Genomic DNA, 17,853 nt, shown 5'->3' with positions numbered 1-17,853 from the left:
CGCTCCGCTCGTCCCGCCGCTCACTTGCCGAAGCCGAAACCGGCGCCGGCTCCCTCGACCTTGGTCCGCAGCCGCTTGCCCTTCTCGGTGGCCTGGTCGTTCAGCTCCTGCTGGAACTCCCGCATCCGGTCCTGGAGTTCCTCGTCGTGCGCGGCGAGGATGCGCGCGGCGAGCAGACCCGCGTTGCGCGCGCCGCCGACCGAGACGGTGGCGACCGGCACACCGGCGGGCATCTGCACGATGGAGAGCAGCGAGTCCATGCCGTCGAGGTACTTCAGCGGCACCGGGACCCCGATGACCGGCAGCGGCGTCACCGAGGCGAGCATGCCGGGCAGGTGGGCGGCGCCGCCCGCGCCCGCGATGATCGTCTTCAGGCCGCGCCCGGCGGCGTGCTCACCGTAGGAGATCATCTCGTGCGGCATGCGGTGCGCGGAGACGACGTCGACCTCGTACGGGATCTCGAACTCGGCGAGGGCTTTCGCCGCGGCCTCCATGACGGGCCAGTCGGAGTCCGACCCCATCACAATGCCAACCACAGGGCTCATTCGGTGATCGTCCCTCTCAGGTACCCGGCTGCGTGGCGGGCGCGCTCGAGCACCTCGTCCAGGTCGTCGCCGTAGGTGTTGACGTGGCCGACCTTGCGGCCGGGCTTCACGTCCTTGCCGTACATGTGGATCTTCAGCTGCGGGTCGCGGGCCATGCAGTGCAGGTACGCGCTGTACATGTCCGGGAAGTCGCCGCCCAGGACATTGCACATCACGGTCCACTTGGCGCGCGGGCGGGGGTCGCCGAGCGGCAGGTCGAGGACGGCGCGGACGTGGTTGGCGAACTGTGAGGTGATCGCGCCGTCCTGGGTCCAGTGGCCGGAGTTGTGCGGTCGCATCGCCAGCTCGTTGACCAGGATCCGCCCGTCTCGGGTCTCGAAGAGCTCGACCGCGAGGTGGCCGACGACCCCGAGTTCCTTGGCGACGCGCAGCGCCAGCTCCTGCGCCTCGCCCGCGAGGGACTCGTCGAGGCCGGGCGCCGGGGCGATCACCGTGTCGCACACGCCGTCGACCTGCTGGGACTCGACGACGGGGTAGGCGACCGCCTGGCCGTGCGGGGAGCGGACGACGTTGGCCGCCAGCTCCCGTACGAAGTCGACCTTCTCCTCCGCCAGGACCGGCACGCCCGCCTTGAACGGCTCGCTCGCGTCCGCGGCGGAGCGCACGAACCACACGCCCTTGCCGTCGTAGCCGCCGCGCACCGTCTTCAGGATGACGGGGAAGCCGTCGCCCTCCGCGGCGAACGCGGCGACATCGTCCGCGTCGCGCACGATGCGGTGGCGCGGACACGGCACGCCGAGCGCGGTGAGCTTCACGCGCATCTCGCCCTTGTCCTGGGCGTAGAGCAGCGCATCGGGCCCCGGGCGCACGGGGATGCCGTCCGCCTCCAGGGCGCGCAGATGCTCGGTCGGCACGTGTTCGTGGTCGAAGGTGATCACGTCACAGCCGCGCGCGAACGCCCGCAGCGTGTCCAGGTCGCGATGGTCGCCTACGACGACCTCGCCGACGACCTGGGCCGCGGAGTCCTGTGGGGTGTCACTGAGGAGCTTGAACCTGATGCCGAGCGGGATGCCTGCCTCGTGTGTCATACGAGCGAGCTGGCCGCCGCCGACCATGCCGACTACGGGAAACGTCACGCGCCCAGGGTATCGGCCGTTTGACCGGTTCCCGTACGTCCACCGGCTTGTAGGAACCTCCACCCTCGCCGTCCGCAGGCGGCTTCCGGGGCGCTTGGTTAGCATGGTCGGGTCGGTTCTCACGGACCGCGCGACCATCATCACGGGGACGACGGGGGCTGAGGCGACCACTATGAAGGCGACCACCAGCCGGCGAACCGGCAGGGAGAGCGGCCGTCCCGGCCGCATCGGCGCCCTGCGGCTGCGCTTCGACACCCTGGCCCGCGAGATCGCCAAATTCGGCGTCGTCGGCGCCCTGGGCGTCGTCGTGAACTTCGCGGTCTTCAACCTGATGCGGCACGGCACCGACCTCCAGGTCGTGCGGGCCAGCGTGATCGCGACGGTCGTCGCCATCGCCTTCAACTACGTGGGGTTCCGCTACTTCACCTACCGCGACCGCGACAAGAGCGGCCGCGCCAAGGAACTCACCCTGTTCCTGCTGTTCAGCATCGTCGGCCTGGTGATCGAGAACGGGGTCCTGTACGCGGCCACGTACGGCTTCGGCTGGGACAGCCAGCTGCAGAGCAACGTCTTCAAGTTCCTCGGCATGGGCCTCGCGACCCTGTTCCGCTTCTGGTCGTACCGGACCTGGGTGTTCAAGGCGCTGCCCGCGCGCGAGGCCGTCGCCAGCGCCGAATCGTTCCTCGACCTCGACGGCTCGGACGCACCGCCGCCGCCCGTGCACCGCGTGAAGTGACCGCTGCCGGACGGCGCCGCTAGCGGATCGTCTCCGGGTCGGTGCCCGTCTCGTCCGTGGATTTCTTCAGCGGCGTACGCGACAGGAACAAGCCGAAGACCGGCGGGGACGCCTGGAGCATTTCGAGCCGGCCGCCGTCCGCCTCCGCGAGGTCCCGGGCGACGGCGAGGCCGATGCCCGTCGAGTTGCGGCCGCTGATGGTCCGCTCGAAGATCCGCGAACCCAGCTCGGGCGGGACGCCTGGGCCCTCGTCCGTGACCTCGATCACCGCCTGGTTGCCGGTGACGCGGGTGCGCAGGGCGACGGTGCCGCCGCCGTGCATCAGCGAGTTCTCGATCAGCGCGGCGAGGACCTGGGCGACCGCGCCCGGCGTGCCGACCGCCGTGAGGTGATGCTTGCCTGAGGAGACGATGGCGCGGCCCGCGCTGCGGTAGGCGGGGCGCCACTCCTCCAGCTGCTGCTTGATCACCTCGTCCAGGTCGAAGCTGACGGCCGAACCGGTGCGCGGGTCACGGGAGTTGGTGAGCAGCCGCTCCACGACGTCGGTGAGCCGCTCGACCTGCGCGAGCGCGATCGTCGCCTCCTCCTTCACCTCGGCCAGGTCGTCGGTCATGGTGATCTCCTCCAGGCGCATCGAGAGCGCCGTGAGGGGTGTGCGCAGCTGGTGCGAGGCGTCGGCGGCCAGGCGCCGCTCGGCGGTCAGCATGCGGGCGATGCGCTCGGCCGACCCTTCGAGCACGTCGGCGACGCGGTCCAGCTCGGGGACGCCGTACCGCTTGTGCCGGGGGCGCGGGTCGCCGGAGCCGAGGCGCTCCGCGGTGGCGGCGAGGTCGGTGAGCGGCGACGCGAGGCGGTTGGCCTGGCGGACGGCGAGCAGCACGGCGGCGACGACCGCGAGCAGCGCCACGCCCGCGATGATCAGCAGGGTCCGGCCGACCTCGCGGGTGACCGCCGAGCGGGGCTCCTCGACGGTGACCTTCTCGCCCCGCTCGCCCTCGGCGGTGTACGAGATGACGTCGCCCTGGGGTTCGGCGCCGAGCTCGATCGGGGCGCGACCCGGGATGCGGACGACCGCGTAGCGCTCCTCGATGGCGACCTGGTCCGCGAGGATGTTGCCGTTGACCTGCTCACTGCTGAGCAGGCGGCTGTCCACGATGGAGGCGAGGCGGACCGCTTCCGACTCGACACGGTCCTGGGCGCTGTTGCTGATGGTCCGGGTCTCCACGATGACGAGGGAGACCCCGAACACGGCGATCACGACCAGGACGACGGCGAGGGTGGAGTTGATGAGTCGGCGGCGCATGCCCCTCAGTCTCCCGGACGTGGCCCCGCACTGGGAGCACCGTCACGGGGCGCCGCCCCGGACCCCGCTCCTCAATCGCCGGAGGGGCTGAGTTCGCCCGACCGCCGCAGAGGCTTGCTGTGCCGCACCCGAGCGGAGCGGCTCAGCTCTTCTCGAACCTGAATCCGACGCCGCGCACCGTCGCGATGTACCGGGGGTTCGCCGCGTCGTCGCCCAGCTTCTTCCTGAGCCACGAGATGTGCATATCCAGCGTCTTGGTGGACGACCACCACGTCGTGTCCCACACCTCGCGCATCAGCTGGTCGCGGGTGACGACCCGGCCCGCGTCGCGCACGAGCACCCGCAGCAGGTCGAACTCCTTGGCCGTGAGCTGCAGTTCCTCGTCGCCCATCCAGGCTCGGTGCGACTCGACATCGATGCGCACGCCGTGCGTGGCCGGGGCCTCCTTGGGCTCGGCGGCGCCACGGCGGAGCAGCGCCCGGACGCGGGCGAGGAGTTCGGCGAGGCGGAAGGGCTTGGTGACGTAGTCGTCGGCGCCGGCGTCGAGGCCGACGACCGTGTCCACCTCGTCGGCGCGCGCGGTGAGGATCAGGATCGGCACGGTGTGCCCCTCGGCGCGCAGCCGGCGGGCGACTTCGAGGCCGTCCATCCCGGGCAGGCCCAGGTCCAGGACGACGAGGTCGATGCTGCCCTGCAGTCCGGCGTCGACGGCGGTGGGTCCGTCCTCGCGGACTTCGACCTCGTAACCCTCCCGGCGCAGGGCGCGAGCCAGCGGCTCCGAGATGGACGCGTCGTCCTCGGCGAGCAGTACACGGGTCATGGGGTGATGGTAGTCCGCGTCGGACGACGCCCGTGGGGTGATCCGCCAGAGCGGTCCGACAGGCCGAACGGAACCTCCGCCTCCGCGTTGGTGTCCTGCGGCTCTGGGGTGCGATCCTTGGTCACGCCTTCGAATCAGCCCGCCGGTTCCATCAGGGCCTGTGATCCATCTCTCAAGTCCTTCCATATGCGGCACTGTCGTGTCGTATGGTGATCGAACGCCTGATGGACTATGGGGGACCTTAGGAGCGCACTGCGCACCAAAGGTCCCTTTGCTGTGTGAGCTGACCGCGGTCAGCACCGAAAGGAACGACCTGTGGCCGGGCCCCGCGCGTAAGGATGCGCAACGGGGTGTGGATCCCGGGTCCGCCGTACCTCGTCCCGCACGAACACCTCGTACGGGCACATCCCCCCGGGCGTGGGGAGGACGGCAGGACTCCGGTGCCGGCCGACCCCCCACGCGGGCGCACGCTCCACCCCCACAAAGGAAGCGGCGGCGTCCCGAGCGAGCAAGGAACCACCATGGCGTCCAGCCTGACGAAGGAAGCCCCTGCGCCCGTCGCCGGCGGCAAGACCTTCCTTGGCCACCCCCGCGGCCTGGCCTTTCTGTTTCTGACGGAGATGTGGGAGCGCTACAGCTTCTACGGCATGCGGGCACTGCTCGTCCTGTACCTGTCGGCCGCCGTGATCGACGGCGGTCTCGGCCTCACGTTCGCGACCGCGACCGCGATCTACTCGGTCTACAACGCCATGGTGTACCTGCTCGCCCTGCCGGGCGGCTGGCTCGGCGACCGGGTCTGGGGCCCGCGCAAGACCACCGCGGTCGGCGGCGCGGTCATCATGGTCGGCCACTTCACCCTGGCCCTGCCGTCCGCCGGGACGTTCTACGCCGGCCTCGCTCTGATCGCCATCGGCTCGGGTCTGCTCAAGGCCAACATCTCCACGATGGTCGGCCAGCTGTACCCGGACAAGAACGACCCGCGTCGTGACGGCGGCTTCTCGATCTTCTACATGGCGATCAACCTCGGCGCCTTCGTGGCGCCGCTGACGATCGGCACGGTCGGCCAGAAGGTCAACTGGCACCTCGGCTTCGCGATGGCCGGTGTGGGCATGGCCCTCGGCCTGATGTGCTTCGTCTTCGGCTTCCGTTTCCTGTCGTCCGAGTCCACCGTCGTCCCCTCTCCGATGTCCGCGGCCGAGAAGTCCACGCTCTTGAAGAAGGCCGGCCTCTGGGCCGCGGTGGCGGTCGTGTTCTACGGCATCGTCGGCGGCGGCGGCTGGTTCACCGTGAACTGGATGCTGTGGCCGCTCACCGTCCTCGGTCTGGTGCTGCCGGTCTGGTACCTGGTCAAGATGAAGCGCGACCGCGAGCTGAGCACCACCGAGCAGTCCCGCGTCTCCGCCTACATCTGGTTCTTCGTCGTGGCCGCCGTGTTCTGGGGCATCTACGACCAGACCGGCTCCACGCTGACGCTGTTCGCCAACGACCACACCGCCAACACCCTGTTCGGCTTCGAATTCCCGTCCAGCTGGTTCCAGTCCCTGAACCCGCTGTATGTGATGGCGTTCGCGCCGGTCGCCGCGTGGGCGTGGATCGCGCTCAACAAGCGCGGCAAGGAGCCCAGCACCATCTCGAAGTTCGCCAACGGCGTCTTCCTGATCGGTCTCTCCTTCTTCCTGATGATGCTGGCCCAGGCCGCCGCGACCGGCGACACCAAGGTCACGCCGCTGTGGCTGTGCGCGGTCTACCTGATCCAGACCATCGGTGAGCTGACGCTCTCCCCGGTCGGCCTCTCCCTCACCACGAAGCTGGCGCCGCAGAAGTACGGCTCCCAGATGATGGGTGTCTGGTTCCTCGCCGTCACCGCGGGCGACTCCGTCATCGCGCTGCTCCAGCTGATCGGTGCCCCGACCGACAGCCAGTGGTGGTTCGCCTCGCAGGGCGCGCTGGCCGTCCTCGCCGGTGTCGCGGTCTTCATGTTCCGCCGCAAGGTCAAGCCGCTGATGGGCGGCGTGCACTGACCGCATCCGCGCGTTTCGCATGACAGCGAAGGGGCCCGGTCGCACCGTGAGGTGCGGCCGGGCCCCTTCGTCCGTCCGGTACGGTCACCCGCGCCGCGCCGCCCGCCGCTTCGGCAGGAACGTGAAGACCGCGCCGCCCAGCAGGATCACCGTGCCGGCCACCAGGCCGAGGGCGCGCAGGGCGCCGTCGTTCGATGCGCCCGTCTCGGCGAGGCCGCCGCTGCCGCCCGTGGTGTCCGCACCGGCCGCGGTGCCACCCGTGGAGCCGCCCGTGGAGCCGCCTGCCGAGCCGCCGGTCGCGCCGCCCTCCACCGCCGTCGTGTCGATCTCCAGGGAGACCTCCGTCTTGGTCGGCGTGCAGGTCGTGGTCGTGCCCAGGGCCTTCACCGTGAGGACGCCGGGCGACAGGGTCGACTTGCCGTCGGCGCCCGGCTTGTACGTGCCCGTCAGGTCGGGGATCGTCATCGGGTCACCGGACTTGATGGGCTCCTTGTTGGTCGGGCCCTCGACGTTCACGGTGCCCTTGTCGGCGCCGCCCAGCTTCACCGCCATCGACGGCTTGACCGAGTCGGCCGGGATGTCGGCGGGGCTGTCCATGACGGCTTTCTTGAACTGGACCGTCAGGGCGTAGTTCCCGCCGTCCTTCTTGGCGTTGATCTGCACCGGGGACGTGGCGTTCTTGTCGCCGATGGGGGTCTTGCAGGCGTACGGGATCGACACCTCCTTGCCGGTGAAGTCGGTCTTGCCGCCTCCTCCTCCGGAACTGCTGCCGCCACTACTGCTGCTGTTGCCGCCACTGCTACTGCTGCTGCCGCCCGCGGCCGTTCCGCCCGTGCTCGCGCTCCCGCCGTCCGTGACCTTGATGGTCACGGCGGGCTTGACCGTCTCCTTGGGTGTGCACTTCGTGTCGGTGGAGATCGGCTTGCTGACGTTGATGTTGTACGCGTCCGGGGTCAGCGTCACGTCCCCGGCCTTGGTCAGCTTCAGCTTGCCTTTCATGTCGGACAGCAGCATCGGACTGTTCTTCTTGATCGCCGGGTTCTCCCGGGGACCCGTCAGTTTGAGGTCGCCGGTCTGCGCGCCGCCGACCTTGACGGTGCCCGTCGGCTGGACGGTGTTGGCGTCGAGGTCGAGGACGTCGGGGTTCTTCGAGGCGGCCTGGGTCGTCTTCCAGACCACGTCGATCTCGTCGCCGACCTTGGCGGTCGCCGGAGCCGTGACGTCGGCCACCGTGGTCCCCTCGACCGGCGGCAGCCCCGAGATCGCGGGCGGGATGCACTCCGTCTTGAACGAGGACTCGGCCGCATGCGCCGGTACGGCGGCCAGCCACAGCCCCGCTCCGGACAGGATCAGGGCACAGTCGGCCGCACCGGCTCTCCGTTGCCTGCTCACGTGTTTCCTTTCGTCGTCTGGCTGTTGTCGGGCGGTGCGGAGAGCTGACCGGCCGTGGACCCGCCCGGACCGGTGTCCGGGGTGAACCAGGGCAGGGTGGTCGTGGTGGAGGCACCGGAGCGGGCGGGGCCCGGGGCACCGGGCTCCTGCTGCGCCGGCCTCAAGTTCGGCAGCCGTACGGTGAGTTCGGCCAGGCGCTGGGCGCCGCGGTGCCGCCCCTGCGTGTACCGGTCGCGCGGGCGCAGCCGGTCCACGACCGCCATGCCGATACGGAAGACGGCGGCCGGGACGACGACGCAGAGCAGGATCCAGAAGAGCGTGACGCCCCAGGGGCGGCCCACGCCCCAGGGCTGCTCGGCCAGCACCTTCCCGCTGTACTTCAGGGACACCAGATAGCTGCCGTGGGCGCCGGCCGTCAGCTCGACGGGCAGTTCGACCTGCGCCTTGCGGCCCGGCGCGATGGTGCCGCGCCACTGCTGCTCCTCGTACCGGGGCGCGAACACCCCGTGGGACGTGCCGACTTGGAAGACCGGGTCCTTGACCGGGGTCGAGCCGACGTTGCCCACGGTGAAGGTGAACGTGCGCGAGGGCGGGGAGCCGAACCAGGTGAGGATGCCGCTCGATCCGTCGAGCCGGGTGTCGGTGACCATGGACAGCTGCCCGTTGCCGGTCTCGGCGGGCAGCGCCTTCACCGGGTGGCCCGCTACCTGGAGCACGGCGTCCGCCCGCGCCTTCGCGCTGCCGGTCACGGTCGCTACGTGGACGACGCACGGGCAGGGCTCCGGCGGCTCGGCGACCGGCAGCTTCTTGGCGAACTTCCCTTCGGCGTCGGTGGTGACGGCCCGGCCGTCGGCGTTGGCGCAGGAGTTGGTGCCGCCGATGACACCGCGCGCGGGACTCGACCGGCCGCAGATGAGCATCATCAGCAGGGTCTCGGGCCGCCATCCTGCGCCCTTGACGGTGATCGAACCCCCGGTGCCCGCCTGGGACTTGGAGAGGGTGACGGTGGGCGCGTCCGCGGCCACGGCCCACGGGGCCGTACCCGCGAGGAGCGCGGCCAGCAGGGAGAGGACGGTCAGCAGCCGCGCGGCCGGCGCACTGCGGCGGGTCATGGCGCACTCCTTGGGTTGCCGATACCTGGTGCTTGTCCCGGTCCTGCGCCGTGGCCCGTGTCTTGGCCCGTGTCTTGGCCCGTGTCTTGTCGGTGCCGGTGCCGGTGTCGTACGGACCAGTACGCGGCGGAGGCCCCGCCCAAGAGGACGGCCAGGACACCGCCGAGCGGCCACCAGGGCACGAAGCGGGCCGTCGTCGTCGCCGAGTCCCCGGCGCCGCCGCCCGCCGTGACCGTCACCTTCACGTCGACCGCGTCGAGCGCAGGGGCGCCGTGCCAGGGTTCGGTGAGGCGGGCCCGGCGGCCGGGCAGCAGCTCCACCGGCAGCGTGCGCGGCCCCTTGTCGAGGACGCCGCCGAAGATCCCGTCGGCCTTGACCGCGAGGCGGGGCGTGAGCGTCGTGTTACCGCGGTTCACGACCTCGTACGCGATCCGGTTCCCGCCCTGGACCCGTACGTGCTCGACGGTGAGCGCCGACAGGGTGGGGCCGCTGACCCGCAGGTGCACGCCGACCTCGGAGGTGCGACCGCCGACGCTCGCCACGATGGTGCCCGGATGGTCACCCGGGGTCGCGCCCGCCGGGACGGTGAGCGTGAACGGGATATCGGCCCGGGTACGGGCCGGGACCTTCACGGACCCGGCCGCGAACGTGAGCCGCGCGCCGGTGTCCTTCGCCTTCGCGCTCAGGGCGACGGTGAGGGGTTCGGCGGACGGGTTGGTGACGGCCACCTTGTCCTCCAGAACGGTGCCGGGGGCGCCCTCCGCGTAGATGTACGGCCGCGACCCGCTGCCCGCGGAGGGGGCGATCGTCCAGTGCGGCGGGGCCGCCGCGGCCGGCGTGGCACCGCCCACGGCAAGCAGCACGGCGAGAATCAAGCCCCTGGGGGTCCCCCCGGACAGAGTCATCGTGGTTGCTCGCGCCCCGTGGCGGAGCCATGTGTCGGCACAGGCCCGCGCCCCTAGCGGGGCGTTCCCTGATGGCGACGGGTGAGCCAGAGGGCGCCCGCCGCCCCGGCGAGAAGCACCGTTCCGCCCAGCGTGCCCAGCGCTATCGCCGAGTCCTCGGGTCCCGTCTGCGGGAGCTGGCCGTCGCCGGATGAGCCCGACTGGGAGCCGCCCGATGTCCCACCCGAGGAGCCGCCCGACGTGCCGCCGCTCCCGGCGGAGCCGCCCGCCGCCTTCACGTCCAGTTCCAGGGACGGCTTGGGGCTGTTGGCCGGCGTGCACGTGGTGGTCGTACCGAGCGCCTTGATGGTCAGGACACCGGCGGTGAACGTCACCTTGCCGCTCTTCTTCGGCGTGTACGTGCCCGACAGGTCACTGATCTTGATGGGGCTGTTGGCGGGGATCGCCTCGGAGTTCGCCGGTCCGCTCACCGGGAGGGTGCCGCTGTCGGCGCCGCCCACCTTGATGACCGCGCTGGGGTTCATCGCGCCCTTGCCGAGCTCGACCGGGCTGGAGGAGACACCCTTCTGGAAGGACATCGTGATCTTGTAGCCGCTGCCGCTCTTGACGCTCTTCATATCGATCGGGGAGACGGCTCCCTTGTTCCCGATCGGCGTTTTGCACTGGTAGTTGACGTTCTGCACCGTGGCCTGCGCTGCGGGGGCGGCCATCAGCACCGCCGAGCCCGCCAGGGCCGCGCTGAGCGCGAACGCGGCGGTTCGTTTCTGGTACGTCCGGTACGACACCTCGAAATCCCTTCAAGCCGACGGTTACTGACGGTTCATCAGATGCGGGTGGCTCAAGGTACGCCTGGGGTCTTGCCGAGGGAAGACAAAGAGCACGCCGGATCGAAGCCGATCCGGCGTGCTCTGAAGTCTGTGGAAAACGCGGTGGTGGCGACCCTCAGGCGGGGGCGCCAAGCTCCGCCCAGACGGTCTTGCCCGTGACGTCGGGCGTGCGGACAACTCCCCAGTCCAGGCAGAGGCGCTGGACGATGAACATGCCGTGGCCGCCGGGGCGTCCCGCGCGGTGCGGGGTGCGCGGCGCGGGCTGCCCCGCACCATGGTCGGCGACCTCGATGCGCAGCACCTTGTTGTCCAGGGAGACGACCAGCTCGTCCGGGCCCTCGGCGTGCAGGCAGGCATTGGTGACCAGCTCGGAGACGACGAGCAGCACGTCCTCCGCGGCGGCGCGGCGGTCCGCGCTCGGGGCAGGCAGCCATCCCCACGCGTGCAGCGCTTCACGGGTGAAGTCGCGAGCCAGCGGCACGATGCCGCTCGCCCCAGCGAGGCTCAGCCTGCGGACCTGCCGGCCCGTGGCGGCCGGCAGGTCGCCGGGCTCGGGGCCGTGGTCGCCCGGCGAGTAAGGCCGGGTGGTGCTCATCAGCACTTCACCTCACCGATTTACCAATTGTGCAGGGACGGTCGTCGGGTGTCTCCTGCCCGGCCGAAGGACGAGAACACCCATCGATTCGGTGCGGAATCTGTGACGCTGATAACGCCTCGATCACGTGGAGACAACTGGAGCGTAACTTCTGCGGCCACAGGACGCGCGGTCATCCGGTCACTCCGCGGCGAGCGCTGCCTGCAGGGATTCGTGCACCGTGAAGACGGCATCCGCGCCGGTGATCTCGAAGACCCGGGCCACCACCGGCTGCATCCCGGCCAGGTGAACTCCGCCGCCCGCGGCCTCGGCCTTGAGGCGGGCACCGAGCAGCACGTTCAGCCCCGTCGAGTCGCAGAATTCGAGCCGCGCACAGTCCACCACGAGCCGGGAAAGCCCGCTCACCAGGCACTCTTCCAGAGGTTCGCGCAGCAGATCGGCCGTGTGGTGATCCAGCTCACCCACCGGGGTCACCACGGCGCTCGAGCCCTCTTGCCGCACCTCGACCAGAAGCCGGCCCCGGTGTGCGCTGCCGACTGTCCCGCGGTCCATGACGTCTCTCTCTCGCTGCCTTCGACGTGCCGATTGACGCCCCCAAACACTACGCCTTCTGTACGGCCCTCGGTACCCGAACAACCCCTAAGAAACGGACATTTCAGCACGTAGCGCACTTGCGGCCCGGTGCGGAAAACGGGTAGGCCTAGTAAGGACAGAAAACGAACATGGCCGGCTTTGGAGGCGCCGCACTTCCGACAGTGCACGTATTGGCATCGGCAGCCATATGCCGAGAACGATGGAGGACAAGGACATCATGTCACCCCGGCTCGACGAATCGCGCCCTGATCAGGCGACGTCGACACCCACACCGGAACGCCACTCCGACCTCGAGTCCGACGCTCTGGAAGGTCTCGACGGGCTCCCGGAGATCCCGCCGTTCGCCGAGGTGGGACCACTCGACGCCCGTGCTCTCTCCAAGACGCTCTTCGAGCGCCTGGAGTCCCTCGAAGAGGGCACCTCCGAATATTCTTATGTACGCAACACGCTGGTGGAGCTGAACCTCGCACTGGTGAAGTTCGCGGCCTCCCGGTTCCGCTCACGCAGCGAGCCGATGGAGGACATCATCCAGGTCGGCACCATCGGCCTGATCAAGGCGATCGACCGCTTCGAACTGAGCCGTGGCGTCGAGTTCCCCACCTTCGCGATGCCAACCATCGTCGGTGAGATCAAGCGCTTCTTCCGCGACACGTCCTGGTCGGTGCGGGTGCCCCGGCGCCTCCAGGAGCTCCGCCTCGACCTCGCCAAGGCGGGCGACGAGCTCGCCCAGCAGCTCGACCGGGCGCCCACGGTGGGCGAGCTCGCCGCTCGCCTGGGCCTCTCCAACGAAGAGGTCGTGGAGGGCATGGCGGCGTCGAACGCGTACACCGCCAGTTCGCTCGACGCCCAGCCCGAGGAGGACGACTCCGAGGGCGCGCTCGCGGACCGCATCGGCTACGAGGACCACGGTCTCGAAGGCATCGAGTACGTCGAGTCCCTGAAGCCGCTGATCGCCGAACTCCCGTCGCGCGACCGCAAGATCCTCTCGCTGCGCTTCGTCGCCAACATGACGCAGTCGGAGATCGGCGAAGAGCTGGGCATCTCGCAGATGCACGTGTCGCGGCTGCTGTCGCGCACCCTCGTCAAGCTGCGCAAGGGGCTGACGGTCGAGGAGTAGGCGCCAAAAGCTTCATGGGCCCGCCGGTCGTCGCTGACGACCGGCGGGCCCTGCGCTTCTTCGGGGCGCTGCGTGAAGCGGGCGCGTGATCCTGGCCCGCCGGATCCTGGCGGGCTTAGCTCGGCAGGGTGAAAACGCCGCACGATTCTGGAAAGCGCCGCACGCCGCTCTTAGCGTGAGGTCATGACCACACGCGTACCCATCCGGCAGCTTCAGCAGCACGCCAGCGAGCTCATCGACCGGGTCGCGGCGGGTGAGCGGGTGGAGATCACCCGCAACGGACGCCTGATCGCGGTCCTCGGCCCTCCTGATCCCGAGCAGCGCGTCATGGAAGACCTGGTGCGCACGGGAACGGTGGATCCGGACAACGCCGCGTCCGCGCGCGGGCTCGGGGACTGGCAGCCCCTGCCCGCCCGGCCGGGTGCTCCCGCCAAGCTCTCCGAGGTTCTCCTTCAGATCCGCGAGGAAGAGGACCGGTGATCTACCTCGACTCATGCGCACTGTTGAAACTTCTCGTACCCGAGGCCGAGACCGACGCCCTGCGTACCTTCCTCTCGGCGCGCGCCACCGAAGGGCACGTGACGTCGGCGCTCTCGCAGACGGAGGTGTTCCGGGCGTTGGTGCGCGTGAGCGCCGATCCCGAAGTCGGCGATGCGGCCGAGGAGTTGCTGGACCGGCTGCTGAGGATCCGGGTCACCGACCCGGTGCTGCGGGCGGCCGGGATGTTCCCCGTGCCGCATCTGCGCAGCCTCGACGCGATCCACCTGGCCAGTGCCGAGTACCTGGAACACGCACTGACCGCGTTCGTCACCTACGACAAGCGGCTGGCCGGAGCGGCGCTGGAACGCGGGCTGCCCGTCGAATCGCCCGGCGCCGCCTCCTGACCGTCGTGGCCCGGCCGTGAACGTCCGCCTCGTCAGACGGCGCGCGTTCCCCCTCGCCACACCTCCGAGACCAGCGGTACGCCGGGCCGGTACGCCAGGTGTACGTGGCTCGGGGCGTCCAGGAAGGCCAGGTCCGCCCGGGCGCCGGGGGCGAGGTGGCCGACGTCCGTACGCCGCAGCGCCCGCGCGCCGCCCGCTGTGGCGGACCACAGTGCCTCGTCCGGGGTCATCCCCATGTCGCGTACCGCCAGGGCGATGCAGAAGGGGACGGACGACGTGAAGGACGAGCCCGGGTTGCAGTCGGTGGAGAGGGCGACCGTGGCGCCCGCGTCCAGGATGCGGCGGGCGTTCGGCCACTCGGCGCGGGTGGAGAACTCGGCGCCGGGGAGCAGCGTCGCCACCGTGTCGCCCTGCGCCAGCGCGTCGATGTCCGCGTCCGTGAGGTGCGTGCAGTGGTCCGCCGACGCCGCGTCCAGTTCTACGGCGAGTTGGACTCCGGGGCCGTACGAGAGCTGGTTCGCGTGGATGCGCGGGTGCAGGCCCTTCGCCTTGCCCGCCGTCAGGATCGCCCGCGCCTGGTCGCCGTCGAAGGCACCCTTCTCGCAGAACACGTCGATCCAGCGGGCGTGCGGGGCGCAGGCGTCCAGCATCTCGCCCGTCACCAGTTCCACGTACGCCGCCGGGTCGTCGGCGTGGTCGGGCGAGACGATGTGGGCGCCCAGGTACGTGACCTCGTCCGTGTGGGCCGCCGCGATGCGCAGGGCCCGGGACTCGTCCTGCGTCGTCAGGCCATAGCCGGACTTCGTCTCGAAGGTGGTCGTGCCCTGGCGCAGCGCCTCCGCGAGGTGGTGGACGAGGTTCGCCTCCAGCGCCTCGTCCGTGGCGGCGCGGGTGGCGGCCACCGTCGTACGGATGCCTCCGGCCTGGTAACTCTGGCCGCTCATCCGGGCATTGAACTCGGCGGTGCGGTCGCCCGCGAAGACCAGGTGGGAGTGCGAGTCGACGAAGCCGGGGATCACGGCGCGGCCCGCCGCGTCGTGCGCCTCGTCCGTCGCCGGTACGTTCTTCGCCGGGCCTGCCCAGGCGATCTTGTCGCCGTCGATGACGAGCGCGGCGTCCTTGATCTGGCCGAGGGGGCCGTCGCCGAGTTCTGGGTTGTTGGTGACCAGGGTGCCGATGTTGGTGATGGCCGTGGTGGTCATGGTTCCTCTCCGTCGCCGGGTGCGGGTCGATCGCCTGAACGGCTCGTCCTCAAGCGCCGGACGGGCTGAAAAATCCGGCCCCTCCGGGGCTTGAGGAGCGGGGTCCGGGGCGGAGCCCCGTGTCAGTGGAGTGCCGCGATCGCCGTGCTCAGGGCGTTCGCCACGTCGCCGACCAGTACGTGCTCGCCGTCGCGGACGATCTGGCGGCCGCTCGCGATCACGTCCGTCACATCCGCCGCGCTCGCCGCGAACACCGCCGTCTCCGCGCCCAGGCGCGGTGCCGCGCCCGCTGTGCGGACCGAGTTCAGCGTGACCGTGACCAGGTCCGCCACGGCACCCGGTTCCAGTACGCCCGCGTCCTGCCAGCCGAGGGCCGCGTGGCCGTCGACCGTGGCCGCGCGCAGCAGCGCTGCCGCTGTCCAGTGGCCGCGGGTGCGGGAGCGCAGCCGCTCGTTCAGCTCCATCGCGCGTGCCTCTTCGAACGGGTCGATCACGGCGTGGCTGTCGGAGCCGAGGGAGAGCGGGGAGCCCGCCTGTTGCAGGGCCACCGCCGGGCCGATGCCGTCGGCGAGGTCGCGTTCCGTCGTCGGGCACATGCACGTGCCCGTGCCGGAGCCGCCGATGAGGGCGATGTCGTCGTCGGTGAGGTGGGTGTTGTGGACGCCCGTCGTGCGGGAGCCCAACACCCCGTGTTCCGCGAGGAGTTGGGTGGGTGTGCGGCCGTGGGCGGCCTGGCACGCGTCGTTCTCCGCGGTCTGCTCGGAGAGGTGGACGTGGAGGGGGGCCTGTCGGGCGGCCGCCCACTCCCCGACCGTCGCGAGCTGGCCGGCCGGGACCGCGCGCACCGAGTGGACCGCCGCGCCGATCCGGGCGTGCGGGCGGTCCTTGAGCAGCGACGCGCGCTCGGCCCAGGCCTCGGCCGTGCCGTCGGAGAAGCGCCGCTGGTGGCGGTCGGGCTCCTTGCCGAAGCCGGCCGAGACGTACGCCGTGTCGAGCAGCGCGATGCGGATGCCCGCCTCGTCGGCGGCCGCGATCAGCGCCTCGCCCATCGCGTTGGGGTCCGCGTACGCGGTGCCGCCGGGCGCGTGGTGCAGGTAGTGGAACTCGCCGACCGCCGTGATGCCGGCCAGCGCCATTTCCGCGTACACCGCCCGCGCGAGTGCGTGGTACGTGTCCGGGGTGAGCCTGTCCGCCACCCCGTACATGACCTCGCGCCAGGTCCAGAACGTGCCCGAGCCGACCTGCACCGTCGAGCGCAGCGCCCGGTGGAAGGCGTGGCTGTGGGCGTTGGCGAGGCCGGGGATCGTGAGGCCGCGCAGGACCGTCGCCCCGGGGGGCGGGGTCTCGGCTCCCTTGCGGACCTCGGTGATGCGGCCGTCGGCCACCTCCACCACCACGCCCGGCTCCACCGTCGGGTCGAGCCAGGCGTGCTCCAGCCAGTACGTCGTCACTTGCAGGCCAGCCCTTCCAGTACGTCGGCCAGTGCGCGCACGCCCGCCAGGCAGTCGTCCTCGGCCGCGGTCTCGGCCGGCGAGTGCGAGACGCCCGTGGGGTTGCGTACGAACAGCATGGCGGTGGGGATCGAGGAGGCGAGGATCCCCGCGTCGTGTCCCGCGCCCGTCCCCAGAACGGGGACCCTGAGCTCGGCCGATGCCTCGTTCGTGCCGAGGATCCGGGCGAGTTCGTCGCGCAGCGCGTGGTCGAAGTCGACGACGGGCGTGAACGACTCCCTGGTCAGCGATACGTCGATGCCGTGCGCGTCGGCGTACTCGCGGGCCGCCTTCTCGATCGCCGTGACCGTACGGTCCAGGGCGTCCTGGTCGGCGGCGCGCGAGTCGAGCCAGCCGCGGACCAGGGACGGGATGGCGTTGACCCCGTTGGGTTCGACCGCGATCTTGCCGAACGTGGCGACCGCGCCCGCCAGTTGGGCCTCCTTGCGCGCCGCCAGGACCGTCTCCGCGTACGGCAGCATCGGGTCCCTGCGGTCGACCAGGCGGGTCGTGCCCGCGTGGTTGGCCTCGCCGCGGAAGTCGAAGCGCCAGCGGCCGTGCGGCCAGATGGCGCCGGCGATGCCGACCGCGTCGCCGGACAGGTCGAGCGCGCGGCCCTGTTCGACGTGGAGCTCGATGAACGCGCCGATCCGGGCGAGCCGCTCGGGGTCCGGGCCGATCGCTTCCGGGTCGTACCCTGCGCGCTCCATGGCCGCCCGGAGCGTGATGCCGTCGGCGTCCGTGAGGGCGTGGGCCTGCTCGCGGGTGAGGTGGCCTCCGGCGAGGCGGGAACCCACGCAGGCCAGGCCGAAGCGGGCGCCCTCCTCGTCGCCGAAGTTGGTGATCGCGAGCGGCTTGGTGAACTCCGCGCCCCTGCCCCGGAGTTCGTCCAGGGCGGCGAAGGAGGAGACGACGCCGAGGGGGCCGTCGAAGGCGCCGCCGTCCGGGACGGAGTCCAGGTGGGAGCCGGTCACGACGGCGTCCCCCGCTTCGGGGTCGCCGAGCCAGGCCCACTGGTTGCCGTTGCGGTCCAGTTCGTAGGTCAGGCCGCGGGACGTGGCCTGTGCCTTGAACCATTCCCGGCAGTCGGTGTCGGCGCCGGTCCAGGCGTAGCGGCGGTAGCCGCGGGTGTCTTTGTTCTGGCCGATGGGCGCCAGGTCGCGCCACATCTCCA

General features: G+C 70.8%; 18 protein-coding genes. 5 read left to right on the top strand and 13 right to left on the bottom strand.

The genetic code is table 11. The annotated features are described in order from the left end of the window. Window positions 1–20 precede the first annotated feature (20 nt). Together purE and ACIREE_RS28955 are read right to left on the bottom strand one after the other, a co-directional pair. Complete coding sequence (gene purE / locus ACIREE_RS28960; RefSeq protein WP_404158255.1) at window positions 21–545, bottom strand: 5-(carboxyamino)imidazole ribonucleotide mutase; 525 nt, start codon at window positions 543–545, stop codon at window positions 21–23. Then, window positions 542–1,786, bottom strand: a complete 1,245-nt coding sequence (locus ACIREE_RS28955) for a 5-(carboxyamino)imidazole ribonucleotide synthase (RefSeq protein ID WP_404158252.1) — start codon at window positions 1,784–1,786, stop codon at window positions 542–544. The genes purE and ACIREE_RS28955 overlap by 4 nt, the downstream gene beginning before the upstream one ends. A 67-nt stretch (window positions 1,787–1,853) precedes the next feature. Between ACIREE_RS28955 and ACIREE_RS28950 the strand changes: the two genes are divergently transcribed. Continuing rightward, complete coding sequence (locus tag ACIREE_RS28950; protein ID WP_404158249.1) at window positions 1,854–2,417, top strand: GtrA family protein; 564 nt, start codon at window positions 1,854–1,856, stop codon at window positions 2,415–2,417. Between the two features lie 19 nt (window positions 2,418–2,436). Here the strand turns inward: ACIREE_RS28950 and ACIREE_RS28945 are convergent, their stop codons facing one another. Together ACIREE_RS28945 and ACIREE_RS28940 are read right to left on the bottom strand one after the other, a co-directional pair. After that, a complete protein-coding gene (locus ACIREE_RS28945) occupies window positions 2,437–3,720 on the bottom strand; it encodes an ATP-binding protein (RefSeq protein WP_404158246.1) in 1,284 nt (427 codons plus the stop codon). 142 nt (window positions 3,721–3,862) lie between these two features. Next, window positions 3,863–4,540 (bottom strand): response regulator transcription factor, encoded by a 678-nt coding sequence (locus ACIREE_RS28940; RefSeq protein WP_363194836.1) that lies wholly within the window; start codon window positions 4,538–4,540, stop codon window positions 3,863–3,865. 521 nt (window positions 4,541–5,061) lie between these two features. Between ACIREE_RS28940 and ACIREE_RS28935 the strand changes: the two genes are divergently transcribed. Further along, entirely contained in the window at window positions 5,062–6,561 is a 1,500-nt protein-coding gene (locus tag ACIREE_RS28935) for a peptide MFS transporter (protein WP_404158243.1), read from the top strand. A gap of 84 nt (window positions 6,562–6,645) precedes the next feature. Here the strand turns inward: ACIREE_RS28935 and ACIREE_RS28930 are convergent, their stop codons facing one another. From ACIREE_RS28930 to ACIREE_RS28905, 6 genes are all read right to left on the bottom strand, one after another. After that, window positions 6,646–7,953, bottom strand: coding sequence for a hypothetical protein (locus tag ACIREE_RS28930; protein ID WP_404158242.1), 1,308 nt, complete (start codon window positions 7,951–7,953; stop codon window positions 6,646–6,648). Then, on the bottom strand, window positions 7,950–9,065 hold the full coding sequence (locus ACIREE_RS28925) for a hypothetical protein (RefSeq protein WP_404158239.1): 1,116 nt from the start codon (window positions 9,063–9,065) through the stop codon (window positions 7,950–7,952). The genes ACIREE_RS28930 and ACIREE_RS28925 overlap by 4 nt, the downstream gene beginning before the upstream one ends. Next, a complete protein-coding gene (locus ACIREE_RS28920; RefSeq protein WP_404158236.1) occupies window positions 9,062–9,940 on the bottom strand; it encodes a hypothetical protein in 879 nt (292 codons plus the stop codon). Before ACIREE_RS28920 ends, ACIREE_RS28925 begins: the two co-directional genes overlap by 4 nt. Before the next feature lie 83 nt (window positions 9,941–10,023). After that, window positions 10,024–10,755 carry an LPXTG cell wall anchor domain-containing protein gene (locus tag ACIREE_RS28915; RefSeq protein ID WP_404158233.1) on the bottom strand — a complete coding sequence of 244 codons (732 nt, stop codon included), beginning with the start codon at window positions 10,753–10,755 and terminating at the stop codon, window positions 10,024–10,026. Between the two features lie 157 nt (window positions 10,756–10,912). Beyond that, window positions 10,913–11,392, bottom strand: a complete 480-nt coding sequence (locus ACIREE_RS28910) for an ATP-binding protein (RefSeq protein WP_404158230.1) — start codon at window positions 11,390–11,392, stop codon at window positions 10,913–10,915. Between the two features lie 180 nt (window positions 11,393–11,572). After that, complete coding sequence (locus tag ACIREE_RS28905) at window positions 11,573–11,944, bottom strand: STAS domain-containing protein (RefSeq protein WP_404158227.1); 372 nt, start codon at window positions 11,942–11,944, stop codon at window positions 11,573–11,575. 259 nt (window positions 11,945–12,203) lie between these two features. On the opposite strand from ACIREE_RS28905, the gene ACIREE_RS28900 reads away from it, so the two are divergent. From ACIREE_RS28900 to ACIREE_RS28890, 3 genes are all read left to right on the top strand, one after another. After that, window positions 12,204–13,103: an RNA polymerase sigma factor SigF gene (locus ACIREE_RS28900; protein ID WP_404158401.1), complete on the top strand. Its 900-nt coding sequence runs from the start codon at window positions 12,204–12,206 to the stop codon at window positions 13,101–13,103. A 183-nt stretch (window positions 13,104–13,286) separates the two neighbouring features. After that, a complete protein-coding gene (locus ACIREE_RS28895; RefSeq protein ID WP_404158224.1) occupies window positions 13,287–13,583 on the top strand; it encodes a type II toxin-antitoxin system Phd/YefM family antitoxin in 297 nt (98 codons plus the stop codon). Next, on the top strand, window positions 13,580–13,987 hold the full coding sequence (locus ACIREE_RS28890; protein WP_404158221.1) for a type II toxin-antitoxin system VapC family toxin: 408 nt from the start codon (window positions 13,580–13,582) through the stop codon (window positions 13,985–13,987). The genes ACIREE_RS28895 and ACIREE_RS28890 overlap by 4 nt, the downstream gene beginning before the upstream one ends. Before the next feature lie 32 nt (window positions 13,988–14,019). Here ACIREE_RS28890 and hutI read toward each other — a convergent pair whose 3' ends face one another. The 3 genes from hutI to ACIREE_RS28875 form a co-directional block, all read right to left on the bottom strand. Further along, complete coding sequence (gene hutI, locus ACIREE_RS28885) at window positions 14,020–15,189, bottom strand: imidazolonepropionase (RefSeq protein ID WP_404158218.1); 1,170 nt, start codon at window positions 15,187–15,189, stop codon at window positions 14,020–14,022. Window positions 15,190–15,311: 122 nt separating this feature from the next. Then, window positions 15,312–16,646 carry a formimidoylglutamate deiminase gene (locus tag ACIREE_RS28880; RefSeq protein ID WP_404158398.1) on the bottom strand — a complete coding sequence of 445 codons (1,335 nt, stop codon included), beginning with the start codon at window positions 16,644–16,646 and terminating at the stop codon, window positions 15,312–15,314. Continuing rightward, window positions 16,637–17,848, bottom strand: a complete 1,212-nt coding sequence (locus ACIREE_RS28875) for an allantoate amidohydrolase (protein ID WP_404158216.1) — start codon at window positions 17,846–17,848, stop codon at window positions 16,637–16,639. Before ACIREE_RS28875 ends, ACIREE_RS28880 begins: the two co-directional genes overlap by 10 nt. Window positions 17,849–17,853: the final 5 nt, after the last annotated feature.

The sequence above is a fragment of the Streptomyces sp. NPDC102467 genome (assembly GCF_044765445.1).
GTDB lineage: Bacteria > Actinomycetota > Actinomycetes > Streptomycetales > Streptomycetaceae > Streptomyces.
Note: the sequence above shows the minus strand (reverse complement) of the source record. Positions and strands in the feature narration are given on the sequence as shown.

Excerpts from the sequence above, each read along its gene's own strand:
- ACIREE_RS28955 (WP_404158252.1), bottom strand. The coding sequence starts at position 1,786 with ATGCTAACCAAGCGCCCCGGAAGCCGCCTGCGGACGGCGAGGGTGGAG.
- ACIREE_RS28875 (WP_404158216.1), bottom strand. The coding sequence starts at position 17,848 with ATGTGGCGCGACCTGGCGCCCATCGGCCAGAACAAAGACACCCGCGGC.
- hutI (WP_404158218.1), bottom strand. The coding sequence starts at position 15,189 with ATGACCACCACGGCCATCACCAACATCGGCACCCTGGTCACCAACAAC.
- ACIREE_RS28895 (WP_404158224.1), top strand. The coding sequence starts at position 13,287 with ATGACCACACGCGTACCCATCCGGCAGCTTCAGCAGCACGCCAGCGAG.
- ACIREE_RS28935 (WP_404158243.1), top strand. The coding sequence starts at position 5,062 with ATGGCGTCCAGCCTGACGAAGGAAGCCCCTGCGCCCGTCGCCGGCGGC.
- ACIREE_RS28905 (WP_404158227.1), bottom strand. The coding sequence starts at position 11,944 with ATGGACCGCGGGACAGTCGGCAGCGCACACCGGGGCCGGCTTCTGGTC.
- ACIREE_RS28910 (WP_404158230.1), bottom strand. The coding sequence starts at position 11,392 with ATGAGCACCACCCGGCCTTACTCGCCGGGCGACCACGGCCCCGAGCCC.
- ACIREE_RS28945 (WP_404158246.1), bottom strand. The coding sequence starts at position 3,720 with ATGCGCCGCCGACTCATCAACTCCACCCTCGCCGTCGTCCTGGTCGTG.
- ACIREE_RS28950 (WP_404158249.1), top strand. The coding sequence starts at position 1,854 with ATGAAGGCGACCACCAGCCGGCGAACCGGCAGGGAGAGCGGCCGTCCC.
- ACIREE_RS28925 (WP_404158239.1), bottom strand. The coding sequence starts at position 9,065 with ATGACCCGCCGCAGTGCGCCGGCCGCGCGGCTGCTGACCGTCCTCTCC.
- ACIREE_RS28940 (WP_363194836.1), bottom strand. The coding sequence starts at position 4,540 with ATGACCCGTGTACTGCTCGCCGAGGACGACGCGTCCATCTCGGAGCCG.
- ACIREE_RS28900 (WP_404158401.1), top strand. The coding sequence starts at position 12,204 with ATGTCACCCCGGCTCGACGAATCGCGCCCTGATCAGGCGACGTCGACA.
- purE (WP_404158255.1), bottom strand. The coding sequence starts at position 545 with ATGAGCCCTGTGGTTGGCATTGTGATGGGGTCGGACTCCGACTGGCCC.